At 42.7% G+C, this 25141-nt stretch carries 24 protein-coding genes; 8 read left to right on the forward strand and 16 right to left on the reverse strand.

The features are described 5' to 3' along the window. Positions 1 to 5: 5 nt before the first annotated feature. The 10 genes from gabD to EGC86_RS01625 all read right to left on the reverse strand — a co-directional run bounded on the left by gabD (position 6) and on the right by EGC86_RS01625 (position 12009). On the reverse strand, positions 6 to 1454 hold the full coding sequence (gene gabD, locus EGC86_RS01580; RefSeq protein ID WP_123776420.1) for an NADP-dependent succinate-semialdehyde dehydrogenase: 1449 nt from the start codon (positions 1452 to 1454) through the stop codon (positions 6 to 8). 84 nt (positions 1455 to 1538) lie between these two features. After that, positions 1539 to 2825, reverse strand: coding sequence for an NAD(P)/FAD-dependent oxidoreductase (locus EGC86_RS01585; RefSeq protein ID WP_011638451.1), 1287 nt, complete (start codon positions 2823 to 2825; stop codon positions 1539 to 1541). A gap of 207 nt (positions 2826 to 3032) precedes the next feature. Beyond that, the gene (locus EGC86_RS01590; RefSeq protein ID WP_011638452.1) at positions 3033 to 3848 is read right to left on the reverse strand and encodes an ABC transporter permease subunit; all 816 of its coding nucleotides are present in this window, start codon (positions 3846 to 3848) and stop codon (positions 3033 to 3035) included. After that, positions 3845 to 4744, reverse strand: a complete 900-nt coding sequence (locus EGC86_RS01595; protein ID WP_011638453.1) for an ABC transporter permease subunit — start codon at positions 4742 to 4744, stop codon at positions 3845 to 3847. The genes EGC86_RS01590 and EGC86_RS01595 overlap by 4 nt, the downstream gene beginning before the upstream one ends. After that, a complete protein-coding gene (potA, locus tag EGC86_RS01600; RefSeq protein WP_011638454.1) occupies positions 4741 to 5877 on the reverse strand; it encodes a polyamine ABC transporter ATP-binding protein in 1137 nt (378 codons plus the stop codon). Before potA ends, EGC86_RS01595 begins: the two co-directional genes overlap by 4 nt. 159 nt (positions 5878 to 6036) lie before the next feature. Then, entirely contained in the window at positions 6037 to 7137 is a 1101-nt protein-coding gene (locus EGC86_RS01605; protein ID WP_123776421.1) for a polyamine ABC transporter substrate-binding protein, read from the reverse strand. Between the two features lie 258 nt (positions 7138 to 7395). After that, complete coding sequence (locus EGC86_RS01610) at positions 7396 to 8796, reverse strand: aspartate aminotransferase family protein (protein WP_011638456.1); 1401 nt, start codon at positions 8794 to 8796, stop codon at positions 7396 to 7398. 97 nt (positions 8797 to 8893) lie between these two features. Further along, the gene (locus EGC86_RS01615) at positions 8894 to 10249 is read right to left on the reverse strand and encodes a glutamine synthetase family protein (RefSeq protein WP_011638457.1); all 1356 of its coding nucleotides are present in this window, start codon (positions 10247 to 10249) and stop codon (positions 8894 to 8896) included. Between the two features lie 2 nt (positions 10250 to 10251). Then, positions 10252 to 11016, reverse strand: a complete 765-nt coding sequence (locus EGC86_RS01620; RefSeq protein WP_011638458.1) for a gamma-glutamyl-gamma-aminobutyrate hydrolase family protein — start codon at positions 11014 to 11016, stop codon at positions 10252 to 10254. Positions 11017 to 11460: 444 nt separating this feature from the next. Next, positions 11461 to 12009: a cupin domain-containing protein gene (locus EGC86_RS01625; RefSeq protein WP_011638459.1), complete on the reverse strand. Its 549-nt coding sequence runs from the start codon at positions 12007 to 12009 to the stop codon at positions 11461 to 11463. Between the two features lie 233 nt (positions 12010 to 12242). On the opposite strand from EGC86_RS01625, the gene EGC86_RS01630 reads away from it, so the two are divergent. Continuing rightward, positions 12243 to 13550 (forward strand): NAD(P)/FAD-dependent oxidoreductase, encoded by a 1308-nt coding sequence (locus tag EGC86_RS01630; RefSeq protein ID WP_011638460.1) that lies wholly within the window; start codon positions 12243 to 12245, stop codon positions 13548 to 13550. A 15-nt stretch (positions 13551 to 13565) separates the two neighbouring features. Further along, positions 13566 to 13838, forward strand: coding sequence for a hypothetical protein (locus tag EGC86_RS20840; RefSeq protein ID WP_165872320.1), 273 nt, complete (start codon positions 13566 to 13568; stop codon positions 13836 to 13838). A gap of 195 nt (positions 13839 to 14033) precedes the next feature. On the opposite strand, the gene EGC86_RS01635 is transcribed toward EGC86_RS20840, so the two are convergent. Further along, a complete protein-coding gene (locus tag EGC86_RS01635) occupies positions 14034 to 14456 on the reverse strand; it encodes a hypothetical protein (protein WP_102037497.1) in 423 nt (140 codons plus the stop codon). 736 nt (positions 14457 to 15192) lie between these two features. On the opposite strand from EGC86_RS01635, the gene EGC86_RS01640 reads away from it, so the two are divergent. Then, on the forward strand, positions 15193 to 15531 hold the full coding sequence (locus tag EGC86_RS01640; RefSeq protein ID WP_123776827.1) for a cytosolic protein: 339 nt from the start codon (positions 15193 to 15195) through the stop codon (positions 15529 to 15531). 435 nt (positions 15532 to 15966) lie between these two features. Here EGC86_RS01640 and EGC86_RS01645 read toward each other — a convergent pair whose 3' ends face one another. The 3 genes from EGC86_RS01645 to EGC86_RS01655 all read right to left on the reverse strand — a co-directional run bounded on the left by EGC86_RS01645 (position 15967) and on the right by EGC86_RS01655 (position 19007). After that, positions 15967 to 16800: a sulfurtransferase gene (locus tag EGC86_RS01645; protein WP_123776422.1), complete on the reverse strand. Its 834-nt coding sequence runs from the start codon at positions 16798 to 16800 to the stop codon at positions 15967 to 15969. A gap of 50 nt (positions 16801 to 16850) precedes the next feature. Continuing rightward, complete coding sequence (locus EGC86_RS01650) at positions 16851 to 17273, reverse strand: VanZ family protein (protein ID WP_123776423.1); 423 nt, start codon at positions 17271 to 17273, stop codon at positions 16851 to 16853. A 237-nt stretch (positions 17274 to 17510) separates the two neighbouring features. Then, complete coding sequence (locus EGC86_RS01655) at positions 17511 to 19007, reverse strand: aldehyde dehydrogenase (protein ID WP_101088798.1); 1497 nt, start codon at positions 19005 to 19007, stop codon at positions 17511 to 17513. 312 nt (positions 19008 to 19319) lie between these two features. Between EGC86_RS01655 and aptA the strand changes: the two genes are divergently transcribed. The 4 genes from aptA (at position 19320) to EGC86_RS01675 (ending at position 23442) form a co-directional block, all read left to right on the forward strand. Next, positions 19320 to 20672, forward strand: a complete 1353-nt coding sequence (gene aptA, locus EGC86_RS01660) for an omega-aminotransferase AptA (protein WP_011638466.1) — start codon at positions 19320 to 19322, stop codon at positions 20670 to 20672. A 40-nt stretch (positions 20673 to 20712) separates the two neighbouring features. Then, the gene (locus tag EGC86_RS01665) at positions 20713 to 22212 is read left to right on the forward strand and encodes a CoA-acylating methylmalonate-semialdehyde dehydrogenase (protein ID WP_123776424.1); all 1500 of its coding nucleotides are present in this window, start codon (positions 20713 to 20715) and stop codon (positions 22210 to 22212) included. A 12-nt stretch (positions 22213 to 22224) separates the two neighbouring features. After that, complete coding sequence (locus EGC86_RS01670) at positions 22225 to 22599, forward strand: cupin domain-containing protein (protein ID WP_011638468.1); 375 nt, start codon at positions 22225 to 22227, stop codon at positions 22597 to 22599. Between the two features lie 120 nt (positions 22600 to 22719). Further along, positions 22720 to 23442, forward strand: a complete 723-nt coding sequence (locus tag EGC86_RS01675; RefSeq protein WP_123776425.1) for a TorF family putative porin — start codon at positions 22720 to 22722, stop codon at positions 23440 to 23442. Between the two features lie 130 nt (positions 23443 to 23572). Here the strand turns inward: EGC86_RS01675 and EGC86_RS01680 are convergent, their stop codons facing one another. Further along, on the reverse strand, positions 23573 to 23752 hold the full coding sequence (locus EGC86_RS01680; protein WP_102037194.1) for a hypothetical protein: 180 nt from the start codon (positions 23750 to 23752) through the stop codon (positions 23573 to 23575). Between the two features lie 408 nt (positions 23753 to 24160). On the opposite strand from EGC86_RS01680, the gene EGC86_RS01685 reads away from it, so the two are divergent. Next, positions 24161 to 24505, forward strand: coding sequence for a DUF3634 family protein (locus EGC86_RS01685; protein ID WP_011638471.1), 345 nt, complete (start codon positions 24161 to 24163; stop codon positions 24503 to 24505). An 89-nt stretch (positions 24506 to 24594) separates the two neighbouring features. Here the strand turns inward: EGC86_RS01685 and EGC86_RS01690 are convergent, their stop codons facing one another. Further along, positions 24595 to 25095 (reverse strand): DUF3833 domain-containing protein, encoded by a 501-nt coding sequence (locus EGC86_RS01690; protein ID WP_235585978.1) that lies wholly within the window; start codon positions 25093 to 25095, stop codon positions 24595 to 24597. Positions 25096 to 25141 lie beyond the last annotated feature (46 nt).

Below are 25141 nucleotides of genomic sequence, written 5' to 3' on the forward strand. Positions count from 1 at the left end.
CTCTCTTAAACTGACATGCAGATATATTTCATTTCAAGGTATTCTTCGATACCAAATTTTGAGCCTTCGCGGCCTAATCCAGACGATTTAATGCCACCAAATGGCGCTACTTCGGTCGAGATTAATCCGGTGTTAACGCCCACCATACCGTATTCAAGTGCTTCTGCTACTTTGTAAACCAGCGAAATATCACGGCCATAAAAGTAAGCGGCTAAGCCAAATTCAGTGTCATTAGCTTGTTTAATCACATCATCTACTGAGTCGAATTTGAATAGCGGTGCTAATGGGCCAAAAGTCTCTTCTTTGGCAACTAACATCGATTTATCAACGTCACGTAAAATAGTAGGTTCAAAGAAAAAGCCACCTAAGCTATGTGTTTTACCGCCAGTGACGATACTTGCGCCTTTAGCAACAGCATCGGCTAAATGACGCTGTACTTTAGTCACTGCATCAGCATTGATTAACGGGCCGATATTCACCCCAGTATCCACACCATTACCGACGCTTAATTTAGCCACTGCGGCAGCAAACTTTTGGGTGAATTGCTCATACACTCCTGCTTGGACATAAATACGGTTGGCACACACACAGGTTTGACCGGCATTACGGTATTTAGCAATCATTGCGCCATCAACTGCGGCATCAATATTGGCATCATTAAAAACGATAAACGGTGCATTACCACCTAGCTCCAATGACAGTTTTTTAAGTGTTGGAGCACATTGCTCCATTAACTTAATCCCTACCGCAGTTGAGCCGGTAAATGATAATTTACGCACAATAGGGCTTTCACATAAGGCATTACCAATCGCAATCGCATCACCAGTGATAACACTAAACACACCAGCAGGAATGCCCGCACGATGTGCAAGCTCAGCTAATGCTAATGCGGTAAATGGAGTTTGCGGCGCAGGCTTGACCACCATAGTACAACCGGCTGCTAGTGCAGGCCCGGCTTTACGGGTGATCATCGCGGCCGGAAAATTCCACGGGGTAATCGCCGCTGTCACGCCAACAGGCTGTTTAATCACCGTCAGTCTTTTATCAGCTTGATGACCAGGAATGGTATCGCCATAGATACGCTTAGCTTCTTCGGCAAACCATTCGATAAACGAGGCAGCATAGGTTACTTCACCTCTTGATTCTGCCAGCGGTTTACCTTGCTCGGTCGTCATCATCAACGCCAGGTCTTCAGCATTTTCATGCATTAGCTCAAACCAACGGCGTAACTTCTGGCTACGCTCTTTTGCAGTCAGCGCGCGCCATGCAGGTAAGGCATTATTGGCTGCTGTAATGGCTGCTTCGGTTTCTGCTTTGCCCATAACAGGCACATTACCGATGATTTCTTGGGTAGCAGGGTTAGCTATAGCAACCGTTTCGCCGCTGTTAGCACCCACCCATAGGCCATCGATATAACATTGTTCATGCAATAAGCTTGGATCATTTAAAATCACAATGCGCTCCTACTAAATTCTAATAAAACTCAGTTAATCATTGATTAATCAATCGTTAACAGCCAGCTGATAATCAACTGATGGTTATATGCCAAACTTGTCACGTAACGTGTAATACCACGCACCTAAGGCACTAAACGGCACTCTAAGTGCATGCCCGCCAGGGAATGGATAATGCGGCAATGCGGCAAAGGCATCAAAACGAGTGGCTTGGCCATTAAGCATTTCGGCAATTAACTTACCGGCTAAATGAGTATAGGTAACCCCATGACCACTACAGCCTTGTGAGTAATAAATATTATCGCCAATACGGCCCACTTGTGGCAGGCGCGATAACGTCATTAAAAAGTTACCCGTCCAAGCATAGTCAACTTTAATCCCTTTTAACTGCGGGAAAGTCTTTAATAGTTTAGGCATAATCAAGGCTTCAACGTTGGCTGGATCGCGAGCACCATAAACCACGCCACCACCAAAAATAAGGCGTTTATCGCCAGTAAGACGGTAATAATCTAATAAGTAGTTACAGTCTTCAACGCAATAGTCTTGCGGTAGTAAACTCGCAGCCATTTCATCTGACAATGGTTCAGTGGTAATCACTTGAGTACCACAAGGCATAGATTTAGCTTGTAGCTCTGGCAGTAATTTACCTAAGTAAGCATTACCAGCTACCACTACAAATTTACATTTAACTTGGCCTTGTGCTGTGTGCACAACCGGTGATGCGCCATCGTCCACTTTAATGACAGCTGAATCTTCAAAAATCAATCCACCTAATGATTCCACCGCACGGGCTTCACCTAATGCAAGGTTGAGAGGATGAATATGGCCACCGCTTTTATCGAGTAAACCACCGACATATAAATCGGTATTAACCACTTTGCGAATGCCATCCTGGTCGAGTAACTCTAATTGATTGTTATGACCATGAGCTTCCCATAATGATTTTTGACTCTGTAAATGGCCCATTTGCTTGGCGTTCATGGCGGCAAAAACACCACCATCTTTTAAGTCGCAATCAATGTTGTATTTGGCAATACGGTCACGAATAATCTGACCACCTTCGAACGCCATTTGACCAAAAAGTTTAGCTTGTTCTTTGCCGACAACGCCTTCGATAGAATCAATGTCACGACTAAAAGAATTGACAATTTGACCGCCGTTTCGACCAGATGCTCCCCAGCCAATTCTGGCCGCTTCAAGCACCACAACTTTCATGCCGCTTTCTAATAAATGTAACGCAGAAGACAACCCTGTATAGCCCGCGCCAATAACACAAACATCTGTTTCAATTGTAGATTCTAAGCGAGGACGTTCGACTTTATCATTAGCCGATGCAGCATAATATGAACTAGCATGAGGTGTGGCGGACATAGCGCTTCCTTTAAAGGTTCAAAACGTAATTCAACTCACTCATCCTACACTTATGCAAATTTAAAAACTAGCATTAATCGCGTAATTTTTGACACTTTGTCGAATATATTAAACACCCGTGTCAGCAGAATATAGCAAATAGATTACCGAAAATAAAAAGCCACACTGACATCAGCATGGCTTTTGCATTGTGTTTATTGAGTGTTGTTATTCCATCGCAATTTTAGCTTTTTTCTCTGCTCGGCGGGCAAAATACCAAGACAAGAAAGCCACTAAAGATACCGCTAAAATAATAATTGTCGCGAGTGCGTTAATCTTAGGTGAAACCCCTAAGCGAACTGACGAAAATACCACCATAGGCAAGGTTGTAGAACCAGGGCCAGAGGTAAAGCTGGCAATCACTAAATCATCTAGCGACAAGCTAAATGATAACAACCAACCGGCAATGAGTGATGGCGCTATCATTGGTATGGTGATTAAAAAGAAGGTTTTTAATCGCGTTGCACCTAAGTCCATCGCGGCTTCTTCTATCGACAAATCCAGTTCACGCAGTCTTGACGACACTACCACCGCAACATAAGCAGCACAGAAAGTAGAGTGAGCAATCCATACCGTAAACATCCCGCGCTCAGTGGGCCAGCCAAAGGTTTCTGACATTTGTACAAATAACAGTAACAACGACAAACCAGTAATAACTTCTGGCATAACCAAAGGTGCGGTGATCATGTTAGACAAGGTTAACTTAGCCCATGAGCGTCTAAAACGAGTCATCACAAACGCTGCCATCGTTCCAATAATCACTGCCATGGTGGAGCTGTAAAAGGCAATACGTAAACTGGTCCAGACTGCATTTAATATCTGCTGGTCCTGAAATAGCTCGCCATACCATTTAGGCGAAAAACCTCCCCACACGGTAACCAGTTTTGAGTCATTAAATGAATAGATGACCAAAATAAGCATTGGCGCATATAAAAATATCAACCCAACCCACAACATCACTTTAGAGAAACTTAAGTTCTTCATACGTCGCTCTCCATGCTGCGTGACTGATAACGGTGGAACAAAGTAATTGGGATAATCAATAACGCTAGCATCACAATCGCTAATGATGAAGCTACTGGCCAGTCGCGGTTATTAAAGAACTCTTGCCACAACACCTTACCAATCATTAATGAGTCTGGACCACCAAGCAGTTCAGGAATAACAAACTCACCCACGGCAGGGATAAAGACCAACATAGAGCCAGCGATTACACCGCCCATTGATAATGGCAGAGTAATTTTCCAGAAAGTATTGATACTGCTAGAGCCTAAATCGGAAGCGGCTTCTAGTAAGCTTAAATCCAATTTAACTAGGGTGGCGTAAAGCGGCAAAATCATAAACGGCAAATAGGCGTAAATGATACCGATATATACTGCAAAATTAGTATTCAGCATTTGGATTGGTTCAGAAATAACCCCTAACCAAGTCAAGGCGTTATTAATTAAACCGTTGTTACTTAAAATACCCATCCATGCGTATACACGGATCAAAAATGAGGTCCACGACGGCAACATCACCAGTAACAGCAATACCGCCTGCATTTTTACGGGGGCGCGGGCAATGGCGTAAGCCATCGGAAAACCAAGCACCAAACAGCCAAGTGTAGCAACAAATGCCATTTTCAATGAGGTTAAGTACGCCATGTAATACATTGAATCTTGCAGTAACAACAAATAGTTACCCAGATTAACGAATATATTTAGCGCCTCATCAACATAATTAAACGTTGGCTCGTACGGTGGAATCGCAATCGCAGCAGTCGAAAAGCTCAGCTTTAATACAATGGCGAACGGTAAGGCAAAAAACAGTAACAACCATAGGTAAGGGATACCCATGGTGAGATGTCGGCCTTTGAATATTTTCAATGGATTCTTCATGAGTTTAATACAACCCCGCTGGTGTCTTCCCAACTGATGTAAACCTCGTCTTCCCACGTTGGGTGATCGGCGCGGCGTTCACGGTTAATCATTGAGCATTGAACAATTTGGTTGTTTTTTAACTTAATGTAATACACCGACAAACCACCAAGATAGGCAATGTCATGCACTACGCCGTGAGCCCAGTTATATTCACTTTCAGGCTTTTGGCGGGTAATAATGGTTTTTTCTGGTCGTAGGGCCAAGAATACATTTTTGTTTTCTAGACTGGTTGAAATACCGTGACCAATGTAAAACTGCTGCGATAAAGTCGGCGATTTAATAATCGCGTGGTCAACTTCATCTTCAATAATTTCACCTTCAAATAAATTAACCGTACCAATAAACTCTGCAACCATGCGACTCGCTGGCGACTCATAAATGTCCATTGGGCTGCCTGTTTGGGCAATCCAACCTTCATGCATAATCGAAATACGTCCGGCCATGGTCATGGCTTCTTCTTGGTCATGGGTTACCATCACGCAGGTAACACCTACGGCTTCTAAAATATCGACCACTTCTAACTGCATTTGAGTACGCAGCTTTTTATCTAATGCGCCCATTGGCTCATCAAGTAATAATAATTTAGGCCGCTTTGCTAACGAACGAGCTAAGGCGACACGCTGACGTTGACCACCTGATAACTGATGCGGTTTACGTTTACCGTATTTGTCCATGTGCACCAGTTTAAGCATTTCTTTAACCCGCACAGCAATATCAGCCTTCGGCATTTTGTCTTGTTTCAATCCAAAAGCGATATTCTGTTCAACCGTCATGTGCGGAAATAAAGCATACGATTGGAACATCATATTAATAGGGCGTTCGTACGGTGGCATATCAGTAATGTCGACACCATCAAGAAAAATACGCCCTTCTGTTGGCTTTTCAAAACCCGCGAGCATGCGTAACAAGGTTGATTTACCTGAACCTGAACCACCCAGTAGTGCAAATATTTCACCACGGTTAATGGTTAACGAGACGTCGTCTACTGCGCGCACATCATCGAAAAGTTTGCTGACACGCTCAATTTTGAGCAGCACTTTATCTTGCGTCTTTGTGGTTGGTTTATTAGTGACGCTCGAGGTGTTTACCATAATACTGCTCCGCCTTTTGGAGTATGCGTACCGCAACAGAACAGCCTGTTTTTGGGCACACGTAACAATCTGTTAAAGTGGCAAAATTAGCCAATAAATACATCAATACTGCTATAAAAACAGGGCGAGAGGGCTCGCCCTGAGTGCTAGTGAGTTAGGTTATTGACCTGACTTCACTTTGGTCCATGCACGCGTTACTACACGTTGAATTTTTAATGGACGAATATCGCCAATGTACAACTTATCAATTACCGACTGTGGTGGGTAAATGGCTGGGTCGTTACGAATCGCTTCGTCAACTAAGGCTTGTGCTGGAAAGTTAGGGTTAGCGTAAGCAACATAGTTACTGATAGGTGCAATCACTTCAGGGCGAAGTAAATAGTTAATCAGTTTATGGGCGTTATCTACGTTAGTGGCATCTTGTGGGATGGCTAACATATCAAACCATAAGTTGGCGCCTTCTTTTGGAATAGAATAGCCAATCTTATTACCGTTACCGGCTTCATCAGCACGTGCAGCAGCCTGGAATACGTCACCAGAGAAACCAAACGCGACACAGATATCACCGTTAGCTAAGTCAGAAATATAGCGTGATGAATGGAAGTAAGTAACGTAAGGACGCACTTTTTCCAGAACTTCGGCGGCTTTTTCATAATCAGCAGCATTTTTACTGTTTGGATCTAAGCCTAAGTAAATCAGAGCTTGAGGTAACATGTCGTCGGCAGAATCAAGCATCGAGAAACCACATGAGCCAATCTTTTCAGCATACTTAGGGTTAAAGATAAGCTCTAAAGAATCAAATGGCGCATCTTCACCCAATACGGCTTTCACTTTTTCGATATTATATCCAATACCGTTAGTGCCCCATAAATACGGAATTGCGTGCTCATTGGCCGGATCAGCTTTTTGTAGCTGTTTCATTAAATCAGGCTTTAAGTTGGCATAATTAGTCAACTTAGCGCGATCGAGCTTTTGAAATGCCCCCGCTTTAACTTGCTTAGCTAAAAAGTGATTCGACGGAACAACAATGTCATAACCGCTATGGCCAGAAAGCAATTTCGCTTCAAGTACTTCATTACTGTCAAACACGTCATAAATGACATGAATCCCGGTTTCTTTCTCAAAATTGGCTAAGGTATCTTCGGCAATATAATCCGACCAGTTGTACATTTTAACCACTTCCTGAGCCTGAATAGCGGTGCTTGAAAACACACCCGCAGTAATTAAGGCCAATGTGGATAGTTTGTTTGATAGCTTCATACTTTCTCCCTGTTGGATAATGGTCAGAATGGTACTGACATTCGTTTTTTTCGCTAGGTCTTACCAGCGTGTAAAATCTTCTTTTTAATAAAAGAAATTATCCAATGCTACAACTTAACTATGCATCGGTATGGTTAACGCGACATTACTTGTTTCCTTCAGCGCGAATTTTATCAAAAACATTTCCGATTACTAGATCGTGGAAATGCAATTGGTTAAAAAATCACTATATTGCAATAATCATTCAGTAACGGGACGTCATCCCATGTTTTTTACGTGTTGATAAGTATCATTTAACGCCTGCGTTGCTTTCGCAACTAACTCGTCAATCTCAGCATGACTAATGGTCAATGGCGGTGAAATAATCATAGTGTCGCCAACGGAGCGCATCACCAAACCATGGGTGATACACGCATCGCGGCAATATGTTCCAACGCCGACGTTGGCATCAAACCGTTGTCGTAACGATTTATCTTTAACTAACTCGATGGCCGCAACTAAACCCACGCCGCGCACCTCACCCACTAATGGATGTTCGGCCAATTGTTGTAAGCGCGACTGTAAATACGGCGAGGTATCATTAGCCACACGTTCAACTAATTTTTCTTGTTCAATAATACGAATATTTTCTAATGCAGCAGCTGCGGCAACTGGATGACCGGAATAAGTAAAACCGTGGGTAAATTCACCGCAGTCTTGCTTAATAACCTCAGCCACTTTGTCTGACACAATCACCCCACCCATTGGCACATAACCCGATGTCATGCCTTTGGCGATGGTGATAAGGTCGGGCTGCAAATCAAAATACTCAGCGGCAAACCACTTTCCGGTGCGCCCAAAACCGCTGATCACTTCATCAAGAATAAATAAAATATCGTATTTGGCTAAAATTCTTTTTATTTCAGGCCAGTAAGTTGATGGAGGAATAATCACCCCACCTGCACCTTGAAAAGGTTCGGCAATAAAAGCAGCAACGTTGTCTTCGCCAAGCTCTATAATTTTGGCTTCAAGCGCTTGCGCAGTTTTCAAACCAAATTCTTCTGGGGATAAATCTTTACCTTCGGCATACCAATAAGGTTGCGCAATATGCACTACGCCAGGAATAGGTAAATCACCTTGTTCATGCATGCCCGACATACCACCTAAACTGGCACCCGCGACAGTAGAACCATGATAAGCATTAACCCGACTGATAATGGTTTTCTTGCTTGGTTTGCCTTTTAAATCCCAGTAACGTCGTACCATGCGTAAGTTGGTGTCGTTTGACTCAGAGCCAGACCCAGTAAAAAACACATTGTTCATGTGCGCAGGGGCAAGGGAAGCAATTTTTTGCGCTAATTCAATCGCTGGAGGATGAGAACATTGGAAAAAACTATTATAAAAAGGCAGTTTTTGCATTTGCTTGCTGACAGCATCCACAATTGACTGCCGACCATAGCCCACGTTGACACACCATAAGCCTGCCATGCCATCTAGCAGTTTATGACCCATTACATCCCACAGATACACTCCCTCAGCCCGTTCTATCACCCGCGTGCCCTTTACGGCTAACCCCTTTGAATCGGTAAATGGGTGAATAAAATGCTGTTTGTCTGCAGCTTGTAGACGCTCAAGCTTGTGCTGCTGGCTCATCGCATCTGTCGATAATGGGTTTGTCATACAGGTATCCTTTCAAACAGATAGCAAATCCGTTGGTATTTGCTATCTGTTGTTATCCACATACATTAATAATGTAGGCCAACGCGCCCAACCATCATTACACCGTTAGTAATAAGAACTCACGTTCCCACGAACTCACAACGCGTCTAAAGTTTTCAAGTTCAGCTTGTTTTACCGCCACAAAACCAGTGGTAAAAGATTGACCTAAATACTCAATACAAGCATCGCTGCTTTGCATCGCCACTAAGGCTTCTTCTAAGGTCAACGGTAAGCAGTTTTCGTTATTAGTACGGCTTTCGTTCGACTTACCTGTCACAGGTGTAGAAGGTTTTAAGTCGTCAACCATACCGATATAACCACATAACAAACTGGCCGCGATTGCGAGGTAACAGTTAGCGTCGGCCCCCGGAATACGGTTTTCGATACGGCGATTTTGTGGTGATGATTCAGGAATACGCAAGCCACAAGTACGGTTTTCCACGCCCCATTCCAAGTTTACAGGTGCAGAAGTCCCCGGTAAGAAGCGACGGAAAGAGTTAGCGCTTGGCGCCATTAACGGTAGCAATTCAGGAATGTACTGTTGTAAGCCAGCAATATAGCTGAGGAATAATTTACTTTGAGTGCCATCGTCTTTGGTGAAAATGTTTTTACCGGTTTTAATATCCAGTACGCTCTGGTGAATGTGCATCGCGCTGCCAGGCTCATCAGTAACGGGCTTAGCCATAAAGGTGGCACACACATCATGCTTTAATGCGGCTTCTTTCAATGTGCGTTTAAAAATGAACACCTGATCGGCTAATGACAATGCATTACCATGGCTGAAATTAATCTCCATTTGTGCAGGACCATCTTCATGGATCAAGGTATCAATATCTAACCCTTGGATTTCACACCAGTCATACATGTCTTCAAACAGAGGATCGTATTCGTTAGCAGCATCGATAGAGAAAGACTGACGGCCAGCTTCAGGACGACCAGAGCGACCAATAGGTGGTTTAAGTGGTAAATCATGATCGTCAGAACGTTTAGTCAGATAAAATTCCATTTCTGGCGCAATAACGGGTTCCCAACCTTTATCTTCATAAAGCTTAAGTACTTTCTTCAACACATTACGCGGTGACAATTCAATTGGGTTACCCATACGATCATAACAATCGTGAATAACCTGCGCGGTAGCTTCAACAGTCCATGGCAACATAAACACGGCATTTTCGTCTGGAACACAGACAAAATCGATATCGGCATCATCGAGAAGTTGATAATAAACCTCATCATCAATGAAATCTCCAGTGACTGTTTGCAATAGCACGCTCTCAGGTAAACGCATGCCTTTTTCTGATACAAACTTATCTACTGGAGCAATTTTACCACGTGCGATACCAGTCATATCACTGATAACACATTCTACTTCGGTAATTTTTTTGTCTTTTAAAAAAGCGATTAACTTATCCATTTTTATCTCACTTGTGTTGCCGCATGTTGTCTACAGGCTTGTCCGAATGCTTCGAAAATTGCAGTGTAGAATGCATTTTCGGTTACTTTCCATTCTGGATGCCATTGGACTCCTAATGCAAAATTTTTAGCATTTTTAACAGAAAATGCTTCTACTAATCCGTCTGGAGCGAATGCTTCTGGCTGTAACCCCTCACCTAGACGCTCCACGCCTTGAGTATGAACAGAGTTAACCTCTGCTGTGTCACAGCCCCATGCATCGTGAAGGAGCCCGCCAGCAACCAGGTTAACTGGATGCGAAATACCATATTGCACATCTAATGGGGCTTTCTTATCTTCACGATGTTCAATATACGTGCCTACTTCGTGTAGTTTCTGGTACAAACTGCCACCGTACACTACGTTCATTTCTTGAAAACCACGGCAAATACCTAATACAGGGATCCCGGCATCAATTGCGGCTTTTATCAGCGGTAAAGTTATTGCGTCACGCTTAGGATCATGATGGGTTCCATGCTCACTAGCAGGACCTTGGTAATGATGAGGTTCAACATTCGATGGTGAACCCGTAAAAAGGATACCGTCGAGACGAGCAAGAATAGCTTCAATTGGCGCATCGACGCCAAGTGATGGGATAACTAAGGGGAATCCTTTAGCGCCATTAACCACACTCAATAAATATTTTTCACCCACTATGTTAAATGGATGAAGACCAATTTGCTGATTGCACGCTACTACCCCGATGAGGGGAAGACCTGACAGAGACATATCTCACCTTTAGCAAAGAATGTGATGAACTTATTGTTTTACGTGTTCATTTTTTCACACACTACACGGATTTTTTTAGCTAGGCAAGAGGATAACTGATGATAAAAACAACTTTTAATGAAAATAAATTAAAACACTTTAAAAACAAACTAGTAACTTTAAATTAACCGTAATACATAAAAATATATTCCGAGTTACTTTAATTAGATTTCACTAAAAAATGCGCCAAAATGGGGAGGCAATGCACAAAAAAAGGGAATTTATTGCTTAATATTCTTTACACAAACCAATAATCTCATGCTAGGAAGTTACACGACAACAACTAAAATAGAGCAAATGGTAATCTTTTTAGGGGGCGGGAATAGCAAGGTTGATTGATTACCTTGCCTTATTCCCTGAATAAAATCATTGGATATAAGCAGACATAAATGAGATGAGAAATGATTAAAAATCAGCTGGCGTAGTCGCGCTAGTGAGCTTGCAAGGTTCATCAAATGGGTTACGAAATCGATGAGGTTGTTCACTATTAAAATAGTAACTGTCGCCTTTTTCGAGGATAAAAACCTCTTCGCCAACAGTAAGCTCAAGCTTGCCTTCTATAATGATGCCACCTTCCTCACCCTTATGTTGCAGCATTTCAGCGCCAGTATCAGCATTGACAGGATATGTTTCACTCATTACCGACATCGCACGGTTTGGGTAATCACGACCAATAAGCTTGTAGACTAATTCGCCAGTACCGATGTCCAGTAACTCATTACCTCGATAAACCACTTTTTGGTCACCGATAGAGCCATCATCAATAGAGAAAAAATCGACTAAGGACATCGGGATCCCTGCGAGTACCTTTTTAAGTGAACTCACTGATGGGCTAACACTATTTTTCTCAATCATTGAAATTGTACTGTTGGTAACCCCTGCACGCTTGGCTAACTCACGTTGAGATAATCCTTTCAATTTACGAACAGCTTTTAGGCTTGTACCAATATCCAAATTCGTTCTCCTAGTAAATGTTGACCAATATCCTGCTGTTAAAGTGTTGCAGATTATTAACACTTTACCAAAAATCTGTATCCATTAAGCATGATAACTTACTTAAATCAAAGCAATTGTATTTTACACCAAATAAGTGTTAAATAAAATGCACACCATAGATGGCTTACATTGCATCTAACTATTCATTTTAAAGTTATTATTACAATTATAATCAATAGCTTGGAGCTTTTATGTCGCATAAATCCCCAATTCATAGCCAACACTACCCAGACTCCTTTTATGTTGCGACCGCCAAAGAGCTTTATCAGCATCCCAAGCTAACCGAAAACATTACTGTCGATGTGTGTATTGTCGGCGGTGGATTTAGCGGGATTAATACCGCTATTGAACTCAGACAACGCGGTTACAGTGTTGCATTGCTCGAAGCTAAACGTATTGGCTGGGGCGCATCTGGCCGAAATGGTGGTGAACTTATCCGTGGGATCGGCCATGACGCGAGCCAATTTCGAAATGAAATTGGTGATGAAGGTGTAAAATCGATTCAACAAATGGGTTTTGAAGCGGTTGATATTGTCACCGAGCGCATTGCCGAGCACAAAATCGATTGCGACTTACACATGGGTTATTGTGATTTAGCCGTAAAGCCAAGGCACATGGATGATTTAGCGGCAGAATTTCAAGATCTGCAAGACCAAGGTTATCAAAAATCAATCAAGCTGCTTGATCGTTCACAAATTGGTGAAGTTATCGGTTCAGACTTTTATCAAGGCGCCTTGGTCGATATGGGCAGCGGACACTTGCACCCACTTAATTTAGCCCTAGGCGAAGCGCGTGTCGCCCGCGAACTTGGCGCACAATTATTTGAATACAGCGCCGCAGAAAAAATCATTAAAGGCACTAAACCCAAAGTCATTACCGCTGAAGGCGAAGTAACTTGTGACTATCTAGTCATGGCAGGTAATGGTTATATCGGCAATAAATTAAGCCCTTTCCTTGGCGGGAAAGTGCTACCCACTGGTACTTATTTATTAGCTACAGAGCCATTAACTGAGCAACAATGTGCCAGTATCATCCCGCAAAACATGGCATTTGCCGATATGCGCGTGGCGTTAGACTATTTCCATTTATCAGCAGACCGCCGTTTATTGTTTGGTGGTTTATGTACTTATTCTGGTAAAGACCCAAAAGACATTGAAGCCGAGTTAAGACCTAATCTTGAAAAAGTGTTCCCACAATTAAAAGGTATCAAAATTGATTATGAATGGGGCGGCATGATGGGTATCGGCGCCAACCGCATGCCGCAAATAGGCCGTTTACCTGATGCAGCCAACATCTACTTTGCTCAAGCCTATGCCGGACATGGGGTAAATGCTACGCATATGGCAGCAAGATTAATTGCTGAAGCCATTAGTCAGCAATCACAACGTATTGATGTGTTTAATGACATAAAACACATGACCTTCCCAGGCGGACCAATGTTGCGATCGCCATTGCTTGCAGCTGGAATGTTTTATCATAGGATGAAGGATTTGCTATAGGTTGATGGATTTGCTATGGGTTGGCAAAAGGGTCAACCTTTGTTCTTTTTATGGCCTACGGCCACTAACGTCGTGGCGCTTCGCCCACACCAGACTTTTCAAACTTCGTTTGAAGTAAGATCGCAAGGTTCCACCCTGCACAGGCCAAAAGGGAATCAACAGCAATCCCCTCTTGGATCACCCCTGCCGTTCCGGCAACATTTTCTGAAGAACGAAAAGGTCGCGACGGAAATTGATCCAGCTTTTAACTTCATCTTAGTGTTCTTCGGCCTTATTCGAAAATGCTAACGCTTCAGATGGGGCGTCCCTTCCCCTCCAAAGCTAGCCAGACATCCATGTCTGGGCTCACGTCATTTTCTTCAACGACCTAAAGTTCAGAGTTGAATTTGGGCATTTGAAAGCTAAGAATAACTCGTTTTTGGACAGAAACGAGTTAGTAACGAGCACTGTAAAAGGCGGGAAATAGCAAGGAACGAGCACAAGTTAACTACTTTGCTTAATAGCCTTTATTAAATTTTTTGGATCGTTTGTACCCAGACAAACCGTTGTGCCATCTTTAAGTTTTAATTCAACAGCCGTTAGACCAGAAACATTATATAACCATCCGGTTGAGATTAACCGAATTCCAAGCCCATAGTACCATTTTGTTCTTATCTCTTGCGCAGACTCAATTTCAGATATCTTTATTGATTTATTCCAAAATTTTGGGCCAAAAAACCATTTTATCTCTCCATCTTCAACTTTGATTGTTAATGCTGAAAAAAGAATTGAAACCAAACCTACAATTAAATAAGCAAATCCAATCGGTTCGGTAGGTTGAGTTACCGAAGCAAAGATAAGCACTAATGTTACAACTCCCATAACAGAAAGCATCGCGATTCCAAGCTGAGTGTTTTTATACTGCATGACAAGCTCCTTTTACAGTTAACGTTTTAGTATTTATGCGTTGCGCTGTTTGCGACGCATAAATCGCTTGTTAGATCTGGGCGATGCCATATCTAACTTTAATCTGTATGTTTTATTCTATAGAAATTTGCTTTTTTACGGTAGTCATTTTTTATACCACACCTTGGCTAATCTTTTGTTATAATTGCATATTTAAGAAATGTTTTCGATATTATAGCTTTTATATTGCCCGGTTATGAGTTTACCCAGATATACCTTGCTGACACGTTTTGGGGCAATAAACGTGTCAGATATACTGACTTTAAAAGGGACAAATTCAACTCTGAACTTGAGGCCGTTGAAGAAAATAGCGTGAGCCCGACAGGACGTCAGGCTAGCTTTCGGTGGCCATGGATGGCCTATCGGAAGCGGTAGCATTTTCGAATAAGGCTGAGGCAGTTACCCAATAAAGTCAAAAGCTGGATCTACCCCATTGCGACCTTTTCGCTGTTTGAAAATGTTGCGGGGCGGCGGGGTGATCCAAGAGGGAACAGCCGTTGGTTTCCTTTTGGTCTGGTGTGGGTGAAGCGCCACGACGTTAGTGGCCGCAGGCCATAACCTAAACAAGCTTTGGGGCAAAGACGTGTTTCAAGGTGGCCTAGTGAATGACCGTAAATTGCACATAATTACTAAATCTCTACTACGTTCTGCCCCTGATAATGTTAAAATCTCCGCATCAGAATTACCGAGAAACTCAATGTTTATCCATCATGTTAACGGCATCGACTGGCTAGTGATCACAGCTTTTGAAGAACTGAAAACTATGTTTATCGAAGAAGCCGGTACGATACCCTCTTGCTTCTCTACCGCCAGCGAATTGAACCTGGTTGATCAAGCAAAGCGAACTTATAGATATTTGCCTACTCTCAGCGGCGTAATCACCGATATCGGCACATATCAAAGACAGGGTAACGAAGAAGATTTGAACCCACAGCTTGCCTGCTTAGTTGAGGGGCGTGGTCGGGTATTTATCTATCACGGCGGCTTTGTAGCTTTTGTGGATGACGAGCAAACCTTTATTACCCGAATAGACTGAAAATTATTCAGTAAGTTGAAATCGGCGAATTGGCATCCCTAGCAAGGAATGGGGTATAAATGAGTTATGTATCTTGCTTTCAAATGCCTAAATTCAACTATGAACTTGAGGCCGTTGAAGAAAATGACGTGAGCTGGCCATGGACGGCCAGCTAGCTTTAGAGGGGAAGGGACGCCCCATCTGAAGCGTTAGCATTTTCGAATAAGGCCGAAGACGGTTAAATATGCGGCCAGAAACTGGATCAATTTCCGTCGCAATTTTTTCGCTGCTATTGTTTGGTTAAATAGCGAAAATGTTGCCGGAACGGCAGGGGTGATCCAAGAGGGGGTTGCTGTTGACCCCCTTTTGGCCCGTGCAGGGTGGAACCTTGCGATCTTAAGCGTTAGTGGCCGTAGGCCATAAAACAAAAAATACCCACCAATTATTCAATTGGCCCTACTCTATTGGAAGCGCAGCATCTCCGCCCCAAACTGCCCAAGAGCCATCATATAAAGCCGCTTGATGGTGTCCTGCTACATACGAAGCCAGAATCAAAATACAGGCGGTAATTCCTGAACCGCAGCTAAACACCCGTTGAGCATTATTACTGGTATCTAAGCTAGCAAAAATTGTATGCAATTCACGGATAGATTTCATTTTAAAACCGTTTAATACTTGTGCAAAAGGCAAGTTGAGTGAACCAGGAATATGACCGCCGCGCATGCCAACACGAGGTTCAGGGGTAGTGCCATTAAACCGACCAGCTGCTCGCGCATCAATAATATCAACTTTGGCATGGCCAAGATGGGTTAACACAAACTCAGTATCGCACACCTTGTATTGCTGCAGGCGCCCTTTGATATCACCTGAGTCTGTTGCTGTCGCAAATTGACGTACTGTGTCTCGCCCTTCACTGCGCCACTGTGGTAAACCGCCATCGAGTACAAATACTTTATCAAACCCCATTGCTTTAAAGGTCCACCACGCACGCGGTGCAGAATAAATGCCTTGGTCATCGTAAATAACTACGGTGCTGTTATGGCTTACGCCTAATGATTTAGCTGCAACAGTAAATTGTTCTTCCGTGGGCATAGCGTGAGTTTGTGGAGATTGATGATTGAAGAAAAGTTTATCTATTTGACACGATAATGCACCAGGAATAACGTAAAGCTCATCATAAACAAGTGGTTCTTTTCCCAGCACAATTTCTATGCTGGCATCTAGTAATACAAGATCTGGGTCTTCTAAGTGTTGCGCTAACCAATCGGTGGTCACTAAAGGAAAATTCACATTAAACCTCTCTTACAATTGATGGCAAATATTGATTGAAAATATTGATGCTAACTCACACTAGGACTCTCATGATGATTGTCTACATAGTGCTGAGTTAAACCACTTAAATAACTGAATAAAATAATACCAACAGCATCGGCAACTAAATCGATGATGTCTAATGTTCTTGATGGGATAAAACCCTGACTGATTTCTTCACTCAAGACGAATATCGACACTAACACAGTGCCGTAATAAAGCGGAAGTCGACCGAGCGTAAAATGACGACTCTGCAGCGCTAAATTGGCCACAAAAGTTAATAACCCGAATAACAACATGTGACAAATCTTGTCACCATAGGGAACATGTTTTATTACGTCGAAAAACACACTTTGACTGCCAGTATTGGCGAGGTAAATAATCCACAAAATAAAACCAAAAAAGCAACCAGCAGCAATAATAGCTAAACGAGAGAAGGTCTTATGGGTCATCTTCATTCATCCGTGTATGACATGTTGAGGTAAATAATGCCTTTGAGTCTACAACGAATAGTTAGCTTTTTAGCGTTAATTTTGCTTAACCTCCGCTCGAATTAAGGCGTCAAAAATATAGATGCACTTGTTAATCAAAATAGGAGTCATTGCTATGAGTTATCCAGCGCTAATATGACCAATAAAAAAGCCCTTTATTGCTAAAGGGCTTGCTATTAATCTACATTAAAATGCCTGTTATAGGGCTATCCAAGTTGCTTTGATTTCTGTGTACTTATCAAACGCATGTAATGATTTATCTCGGCCATTACCAGACTGTTTATAACCACCAAACGGAGCAGTCATATCGCCGCCATCATAATGGTTAATCCACACCATACCGCTACGTAATGCTTTGGCTGTTTTGTGAGCTTTACTTAAGTTTGATGTCCACACACCTGCCGCTAAACCATACATAGTGTCGTTGGCTATCTTGACGGCTTGTTCCATACCATCAAACTCGATAACCGATAACACAGGGCCAAAAATTTCTTCGCTGGCAATGGTCATGTCATTTCTAACATTGCTAAAAATGGTAGGTTGTACATACATGCCGCCAGTTTCTGCCATCACTTGTTTACCACCATCAACCAAGGTAGCACCTTGCTCACTACCGGCTTTAATGTAATTAAGCACGTTAGTCAGTTGCTGCTGATCAACCATTGCACCGCAGGTTGTTTTAGGATCAAGCGGATGCCCTGGTTGCCATCCTTGCATTTCTTCAACAATAAGCTTGATTAACTCATCTTTTACACCTGACTCAACCAATAAACGAGAACCCGCAGTGCACACTTCGCCTTGGTTAAAAGCAATGGCTACTGCGGCGGCTTCTGCAGCTGCTTTTAAATCTGGTGCGTCATTAAACACAATATTAGGGCTCTTACCGCCCGCTTCTAACCACACGCGCTTCATGTTCGACTCGCCTGCGTAAATCATTAACTGCTTAGCAATTTTAGTTGAACCAGTGAATACTAAAGTATCGACATCCATGTGCAGTGCCAACGCTTTACCAACTGTATGACCAAAACCAGGTAATACGTTGAGTACCCCTGCAGGAATACCCGCTTCAATCGCTAATTGCGCCATGCGAATAGCCGTAAGTGGTGATTTTTCAGATGGCTTTAAAATCACACTATTACCCGTGGCGAGTGAAGGCCCAAGCTTCCAACATGCCATAATCATTGGGAAATTCCATGGCACAATGGCTGCAACCACACCTACGGGTTCACGGGTGATCATGCCTATTTCATTATGAGCAGTAGGAGCAATTTCATCATAAATTTTATCTATCGCTTCACCATACCAACGTATAGCACGGGCAGCGCCGACCACATCAACGCCTTTGGAGTGTTGAATTGGTTTACCCATATCTAGGGTTTCAAGTAATGCCAATTCATCGGCATTTTCTTCGAGTAAATCAGCAAACTTAATCATTACTTGCTTGCGCTTTACTGGTGGTAACATTGACCAAGTACCCGCTTCAAACACTTCACGCGCGTTCGCGACAGCAAGGTTAGCATCGGCTAAATCACAGCTAGCCACTTTAGCCAATACTTGGCCATCAATAGGGCTGATACAGTCAAATGTATCACCAGAAGCGGCACCTTGATATTGACCATTAATGAAAGCTTGCCCAGTAATTTTTAGACTTGCTGCTAATGCTTCCCAATCGCTACGACTTGTTGGAGTACTCATTGTGACCTCGAAATAATAAATGGATTGATAAGCACCAAGCTACGCTAAAAAGCAGGTGCTAAACCTAAAATGTGTGCCACATAAAATGGATTATCGACACAATAACCTTGATGAATATTGTCACCTGATTATGCTCAACAGCAAGATATTTTCAATATATTTTACAAAATAGGTACATTTAGTTTAAATAAATGCACAAAACACTTTAACGTTCATTATTTTTGACATAGCATAGCGAATATTCGTCACTCATTATTTAATCAATTTGAGATGGATCCCTAGTAATTGTAGCTATCAATGTAGAGTCAATTTATGAGCGAATATAAGCAAAATGGAACTGGCGATTCATCGCAAACATTGCCGAACATGGCACATTTTTGGATGCCGTTTACTGCCAATAAGCAATTTAAGACTAATCCTAGGCTTTTGGTTTCGGCACAAGGAATGTATTACACCGATATTGAAGGCAATAAAGTACTCGATGCTACTGCCGGTTTATGGTGTTGCAATGCTGGCCACGGCCGCCAAGAAATTTCCCAAGCGGTAAGCCAACAAATTAGTCAAATGGATTATGCACCGTCTTTTCAAATGGGCCATCCGCTCGCATTTGAATTAGCGCATAAACTCAGTCAGCTGAGCCCTGACGGATTGGATAAGGTATTTTTTACTAATTCTGGTTCAGAATCGGTAGACACCGCCCTAAAAATGGCGCTTTGCTATCATCGCGCCAATGGCCAAGCCACTCGTACTCGGTTTATCGGCCGCGAGCTTGGTTACCATGGTGTCGGTTTCGGCGGGATTTCAGTTGGTGGGATCAGCAATAATCGCAAAACATTCAGCCAACAATTACTCCAAGGTGTTGATCACTTACCTCACACGCTCGATATTGCTAATAATGCTTTTAGCCACGGCTTACCGCCACACGGTTTGGATAAAGCCGAAGTGCTTGAGCAACTTATTACCTTACATGGCGCCGAGAACATTGCTGCGGTCATTGTTGAACCAATGTCTGGTTCTGCTGGGGTTATTTTACCGCCAGATGGATACTTAACGCGGTTACGCGAAATCACCCAAAAGCACGGAATTTTATTAATATTCGATGAAGTGATCACAGGCTTTGGCCGAGTCGGTGCCGCCTTTGCCAGCGAGCGCTGGCAAGTTACCCCAGACATGATCACCACAGCCAAAGCCATTAATAATGGTGCAATTCCAATGGGCGCGGTATTTGTTAGCAATACCATTCACGACACCTGTATGCATGGTCCTGATGAATTAATAGAATTTTTCCATGGTTATACCTATTCCGGTCATCCGGTCGCGGCGGCCTCAGCACTTGCTACCCTGTCTATATATGAAGATGAACAATTATTTGAACGCGCAAAAGGGCTTGAATCTTATTTCGAGCAAGCGGTTCACAGCCTTAAAGGCTTACCAAACGTCATTGATATTCGTAATACCGGTTTAGTTGCAGGTATTCAACTGGCACCAAGTGATAAAGGCGTGGGTAAACGAGGTTATGACATTTTTGATCATTGCTTTAGGCATGGCGCGTTAGTGCGGGCAACGGCTGACATTATTGCATTATCTCCGCCATTGATTGTGGAAAAGTCACAAATCGACGACATGGTTAATCACATTACCGATGCAATTAATGCTGTTGGTTAATGTTTTCTAAATACATATTTTGCTTAAAAGGATCCAGTTCATGCTTAACATCACTCATTTTGTCGATGGGCAACACACCCCAGCCAGCCAACGTAATCAAACCATTTATGATCCTGCTACGGGGGAGACGCGTGGCCAAGTATCTTTGGCTAGTCACGATGAAGTGAGCTTAACGGTAGCGGTTGCCAAAAACGCTTATCAGACTTGGTCGCAAGTGACGCCACTTAACCGTGCTCGGGTATTATTCAAGTTTAAAGCGTTAGTAGAGCAAAATATTGATAAATTGGCCCAACTCATCACTCTTGAACATGGCAAAGTGTTAGATGATGCTAAAGGTGAAATTACCCGAGGACTTGAAGTTGTTGAGTTTGCTTGCGGCATCCCGCATTTACTCAAAGGAGAGCATACTCAACAAGTGGGTGGTGGCGTTGATTCATGGTCTGTTAACCAATCGTTGGGTGTCGTCTCAGGTATTTCACCGTTTAATTTTCCTGTTATGGTGCCAATGTGGATGTTCCCTATCGCAATAGCCTGCGGTAATACTTTTATCATGAAGCCGTCTGAAAAAGATCCAAGCGCAGTGATGTTCATTGCCGAATTACTGACGCAAGCAGGCCTACCAAATGGCGTGTTTAACGTGATTAATGGCGATAAAGAAGCTGTTGATGCTTTATTAACTCATCCCGATGTTCACGCAATTAGTTTTGTTGGCTCAACCCCGATTGCCGAATACATTTACAGCACCGCCTCTGCTCACGGTAAACGCGTGCAAGCATTGGGCGGAGCTAAAAATCACATGCTATTAATGCCAGATGCTGACTTAGATCAAGCCGTCAATGCATTAATGGGTGCAGCATATGGTAGTGCAGGTGAACGCTGTATGGCTATTTCGGTGGTATTAGCGGTCGGCGATGTGGGTGACAAATTAGTCGAGGCATTATTACCGCAAATTAGTGCCTTAAAAATTGGCAGCGGTATTACCCCTGAAATGGACATGGGACCGTTAATTTCGGCCCAGCATTTAGCTAAAGTACGCGATTATGTCGAAGCAGGTGTCAAAGAAGGTGCAACATTAGTCGTTGATGGCCGAGACATCAATATTCAAGACCACCAGCAGGGTTACTTTTTAGGTGCGTGCTTATTTGACCATGTGACTCCGCAGATGAGCATTTACCAACAAGAAATTTTTGGTCCTGTGTTAGCCATCGTCCGCGTCGACAACTATGCCGATGCATTGACGCTGATTAACCAACACGAATTTGGTAATGGCACCGCTATTTTTACTCAAAGTGGCCAAGTAGCTCGTCACTTTTGTCACCATGTTGAAGTGGGCATGGTTGGCGTTAATGTGCCGATTCCGGTGCCAATGGCATTTCATAGCTTTGGCGGTTGGAAACGTTCGCTATTTGGCCCGCTGCACATGCATGGACCCGATGGCGTTCGCTTTTATACCAAGCGCAAAGCCATTACCGCTCGCTGGCCACAAGCTAAAAGCGACACTAATGAACCTTCGGCATTTATTATGCCGACCATGAAATAAGTGATACCCACAATGAAGCATATTAATGATATTACGCTTTTTAGTAGCCAATCAACCGCGGTTGAGTCGTATCACTTAACAGATGAAAAACTGCTTACAGGCGATCCACTGCAGTCAGTGCAAAACCATTTCGAAAGCCCATGCAAGCAGTTTAATGTTGGTGTTTGGCAAAGTGAACCGGGCAGTTGGAATATCAATTATAGCGAATATGAGTATTGCGATATTCTCGAAGGCTGTAGCATTATCACCGACAGCCAAGGCAAAAGCTTAACCGTCAATGCCGGTGATAAATTTGTTATTCCGGCAGGGTTTACCGGTACATGGGAAGTCGTCAATCATTGTAAAAAAATCTACGTTATGTTTGAACAACAGCTTGAGCAAACATAGTGTTTAACCGCCATGCGGTACAGACAAAATCGTTACGATTTTAGGTCTGATAAGTGGCATTCGCAGTCGTTGAGTACCTAATTACCAACCACTGTATTTTATGTAAATGGAGATAATATCGTGTCGAACACATTAAAAAGAACGCGAATTGCACTGTTAACGGGATTAACATTATCAGCTACCCTACTGGCTCCACTCGCTACGGCAGAAGTCTCTGGTGCAATCACTGTAACCAACGACTATCGCTTCCGAGGTGTGTCACAAAGCGCAGCAGATCCCGCCCTACAAGGTAATATTGACTGGAGCCATGATAGCGGATTTTTCGTTGGTGCTTGGGCAAGTACCATTGATTTTGATGAGCCTGAATACAATGGCCCAGATGTAGAGATTGATTTGTATGCTGGTTATTACGGTGAAATTAACGATGACACTAGCTATGACTTAACCTTGTACCGTTATAACTACCCTGGAGAAAGTGATTTTGACTATCTAGAAGTCAGCGCAGGTATCGACTTTAGTGGTTTTAGAGCCGCTTACTGGTTTACTAATGATTATGGTGGCAGCGATCTTGACCTACATTACACTGAAATCAATTATGGCTGGGAGTTTGCTGAAAACTGGAGCCTAGATTTGCACTATGGTTACAATTTTGGCGACGCCATTGATGACGGAGAAGGCTTTGACAGCTATTCAGACTACTCTATTGGTGTATCAACAGAAGTATCAGGTTTTGCCATATCGGTTGCGTATTTAGACACCGACATTGATGGTGATAATGAAGTAAGTTCTGATCTATATAAAAACACCGGTACTTTATTAGCGAGCGTTAGTTACGCGTTCTAAGCCGAGTTGAGTTAATCAGTACCCATCACTACAAGTAAGTCTTAAAAACAAAAAAACCGCCAATGGCGGTTTTTTTATGACTAATATTTAACGACAAATAGTAGCGATACAATAAAAGCAAAAACGGAAATCACTTAGTCGTTAAACCTGTTAGCTGCTGCCCTTGGGCTTGTTTTTTAACGCCTTGCCAACCATCTGCAAGATTTTGTAATTGCTCGTTTCGTTGTGGAAACTGGCTGGCTAAATTACGCATCAGTGATGATTGAATCTCACAAATTTCGGCCCAACGATCAGCATTAGATAATGGCATTTTTAGTCCTTAAATAGGTTATACATCCGTTTACATGCGCTCATGCAGTACATTAATGTAGCACATCAAACTAATTTAGGAAGCAGTATTTACACAGTAAACCCGCCTAAAAAAGCGTCAAACACATGTCGGTTGTGCTTTTATTTGATTTAAAAGAAATTTTGTTTCAAAAAAAAAGAAACACGCATTCAATTAATTTGAGTCAATCAATGAACCGTTAATCTAAAGCACTTATATGACAAAAAAATGATATGACAAAAAATGATCAATAAACAAATGATGCCTTATAGACGCGGTATAACTTAGATCTTGCGCATAGATTTCAATAAAATAGCATTGCATCCATGGCATACGGGAGTATCTTATTGTTATAGCAACCGTTAAATATACGGCACAAAGGAGCGAACTATGGCTGATACCATCATAAAAATACTGATAATTGCAGGATTATTTTTTCTGGCCTATAAACTGATTTTTAGTGGTAGCCGTGGGTTAACACTTTTTGAGATGCATTTTAAAGATGGCAAGCTCAACAAGCATAAGGGCAAAATACCGGAGAAGTTTGAACGTGATTGTCGTGCCATAGCCAAGTCTAATAAACTGACTTGCACAGTCAGAGCTGAAAAATCTGGTGACGTACGTTTACACGTGTCGGCCAATATTGGCGATAATTTAATCCAGCAAATTCGTAACCAGTTTCCGTTTGAGTATTACGATAAAAAACAGTCAGACGCATCTAAACTTAAAGGCTAACATTGCCTGTTGAGTAAACGAAAAATGGACTCTAATGAGTCCATTTTTGTGTCTGTTTTCATGCTTAGTCGATTTGCCTATTCAATGACTTAGTCAGACTGCTTAGCAATAACCAAGGTGACTTGCGCAACCGTGATACCAAATTTAATAATATCACTTTTATTGATAATGGTTTTCTCATCGACCAGAAACATCCAGTCGTCGAAATGGACTTCATATTCACTACCATCAACTGGCAATATCATGTCATAACGCCATCGCAATGCACTACCGCGAGACTCACCTTGAGCAATGCCTAATATGTCATTTGCTGTGCCCTCATAGAGCCCATTTCCTTTGTCAGTAATGTTCCACACACGAGTTTGCTTTTCGCCATCATCGTAAATAAACCATTCGTTTATCACACCCTGCTTACCTTCAGGCGAATCAACCCAGTGCGCTTCCATGGTGACGGTAAATTTGCGGGTCACCTTACCTGAAAAATCTTGCACGACTCCAGCTGCCGTTAATTTACCGTCAAAAAATGTGGCTAAATCTAACGTTGGTGTCGTTTGTTGATAATCTTCAATCGATGCTGATGAACATGACATAACGCCTAATGCGAGTCCTACATATAAGCCGGTTTGAGCCAGCTTT

This window comes from Shewanella frigidimarina, from assembly GCF_003797125.1.
In the GTDB taxonomy this organism is placed as follows: domain Bacteria; phylum Pseudomonadota; class Gammaproteobacteria; order Enterobacterales; family Shewanellaceae; genus Shewanella; species Shewanella frigidimarina.

Coding starts and splice junctions, on each gene's coding strand:
- EGC86_RS01680 (WP_102037194.1), bottom strand. CDS start 23,752: ATGCCATTATCTAATGCTGATCGTTGGGCCGAAATTTGTGAGATTCAA.
- EGC86_RS01640 (WP_123776827.1), top strand. CDS start 15,193: ATGTTTATCCATCATGTTAACGGCATCGACTGGCTAGTGATCACAGCT.
- EGC86_RS20840 (WP_165872320.1), top strand. CDS start 13,566: ATGGGTTGGCAAAAGGGTCAACCTTTGTTCTTTTTATGGCCTACGGCC.
- EGC86_RS01690 (WP_235585978.1), bottom strand. CDS start 25,095: ATGTCATGTTCATCAGCATCGATTGAAGATTATCAACAAACGACACCA.
- EGC86_RS01590 (WP_011638452.1), bottom strand. CDS start 3,848: ATGAAGAACTTAAGTTTCTCTAAAGTGATGTTGTGGGTTGGGTTGATA.
- EGC86_RS01665 (WP_123776424.1), top strand. CDS start 20,713: ATGCTTAACATCACTCATTTTGTCGATGGGCAACACACCCCAGCCAGC.
- EGC86_RS01620 (WP_011638458.1), bottom strand. CDS start 11,016: ATGTCTCTGTCAGGTCTTCCCCTCATCGGGGTAGTAGCGTGCAATCAG.
- EGC86_RS01585 (WP_011638451.1), bottom strand. CDS start 2,825: ATGTCCGCCACACCTCATGCTAGTTCATATTATGCTGCATCGGCTAAT.
- EGC86_RS01605 (WP_123776421.1), bottom strand. CDS start 7,137: ATGAAGCTATCAAACAAACTATCCACATTGGCCTTAATTACTGCGGGT.
- EGC86_RS01685 (WP_011638471.1), top strand. CDS start 24,161: ATGGCTGATACCATCATAAAAATACTGATAATTGCAGGATTATTTTTT.
- EGC86_RS01650 (WP_123776423.1), bottom strand. CDS start 17,273: ATGACCCATAAGACCTTCTCTCGTTTAGCTATTATTGCTGCTGGTTGC.
- EGC86_RS01670 (WP_011638468.1), top strand. CDS start 22,225: ATGAAGCATATTAATGATATTACGCTTTTTAGTAGCCAATCAACCGCG.
- EGC86_RS01615 (WP_011638457.1), bottom strand. CDS start 10,249: ATGGATAAGTTAATCGCTTTTTTAAAAGACAAAAAAATTACCGAAGTA.
- EGC86_RS01630 (WP_011638460.1), top strand. CDS start 12,243: ATGTCGCATAAATCCCCAATTCATAGCCAACACTACCCAGACTCCTTT.
- EGC86_RS01655 (WP_101088798.1), bottom strand. CDS start 19,007: ATGAGTACTCCAACAAGTCGTAGCGATTGGGAAGCATTAGCAGCAAGT.
- EGC86_RS01635 (WP_102037497.1), bottom strand. CDS start 14,456: ATGCAGTATAAAAACACTCAGCTTGGAATCGCGATGCTTTCTGTTATG.
- EGC86_RS01610 (WP_011638456.1), bottom strand. CDS start 8,796: ATGACAAACCCATTATCGACAGATGCGATGAGCCAGCAGCACAAGCTT.
- aptA (WP_011638466.1), top strand. CDS start 19,320: ATGAGCGAATATAAGCAAAATGGAACTGGCGATTCATCGCAAACATTG.
- EGC86_RS01595 (WP_011638453.1), bottom strand. CDS start 4,744: ATGAAGAATCCATTGAAAATATTCAAAGGCCGACATCTCACCATGGGT.
- potA (WP_011638454.1), bottom strand. CDS start 5,877: ATGGTAAACACCTCGAGCGTCACTAATAAACCAACCACAAAGACGCAA.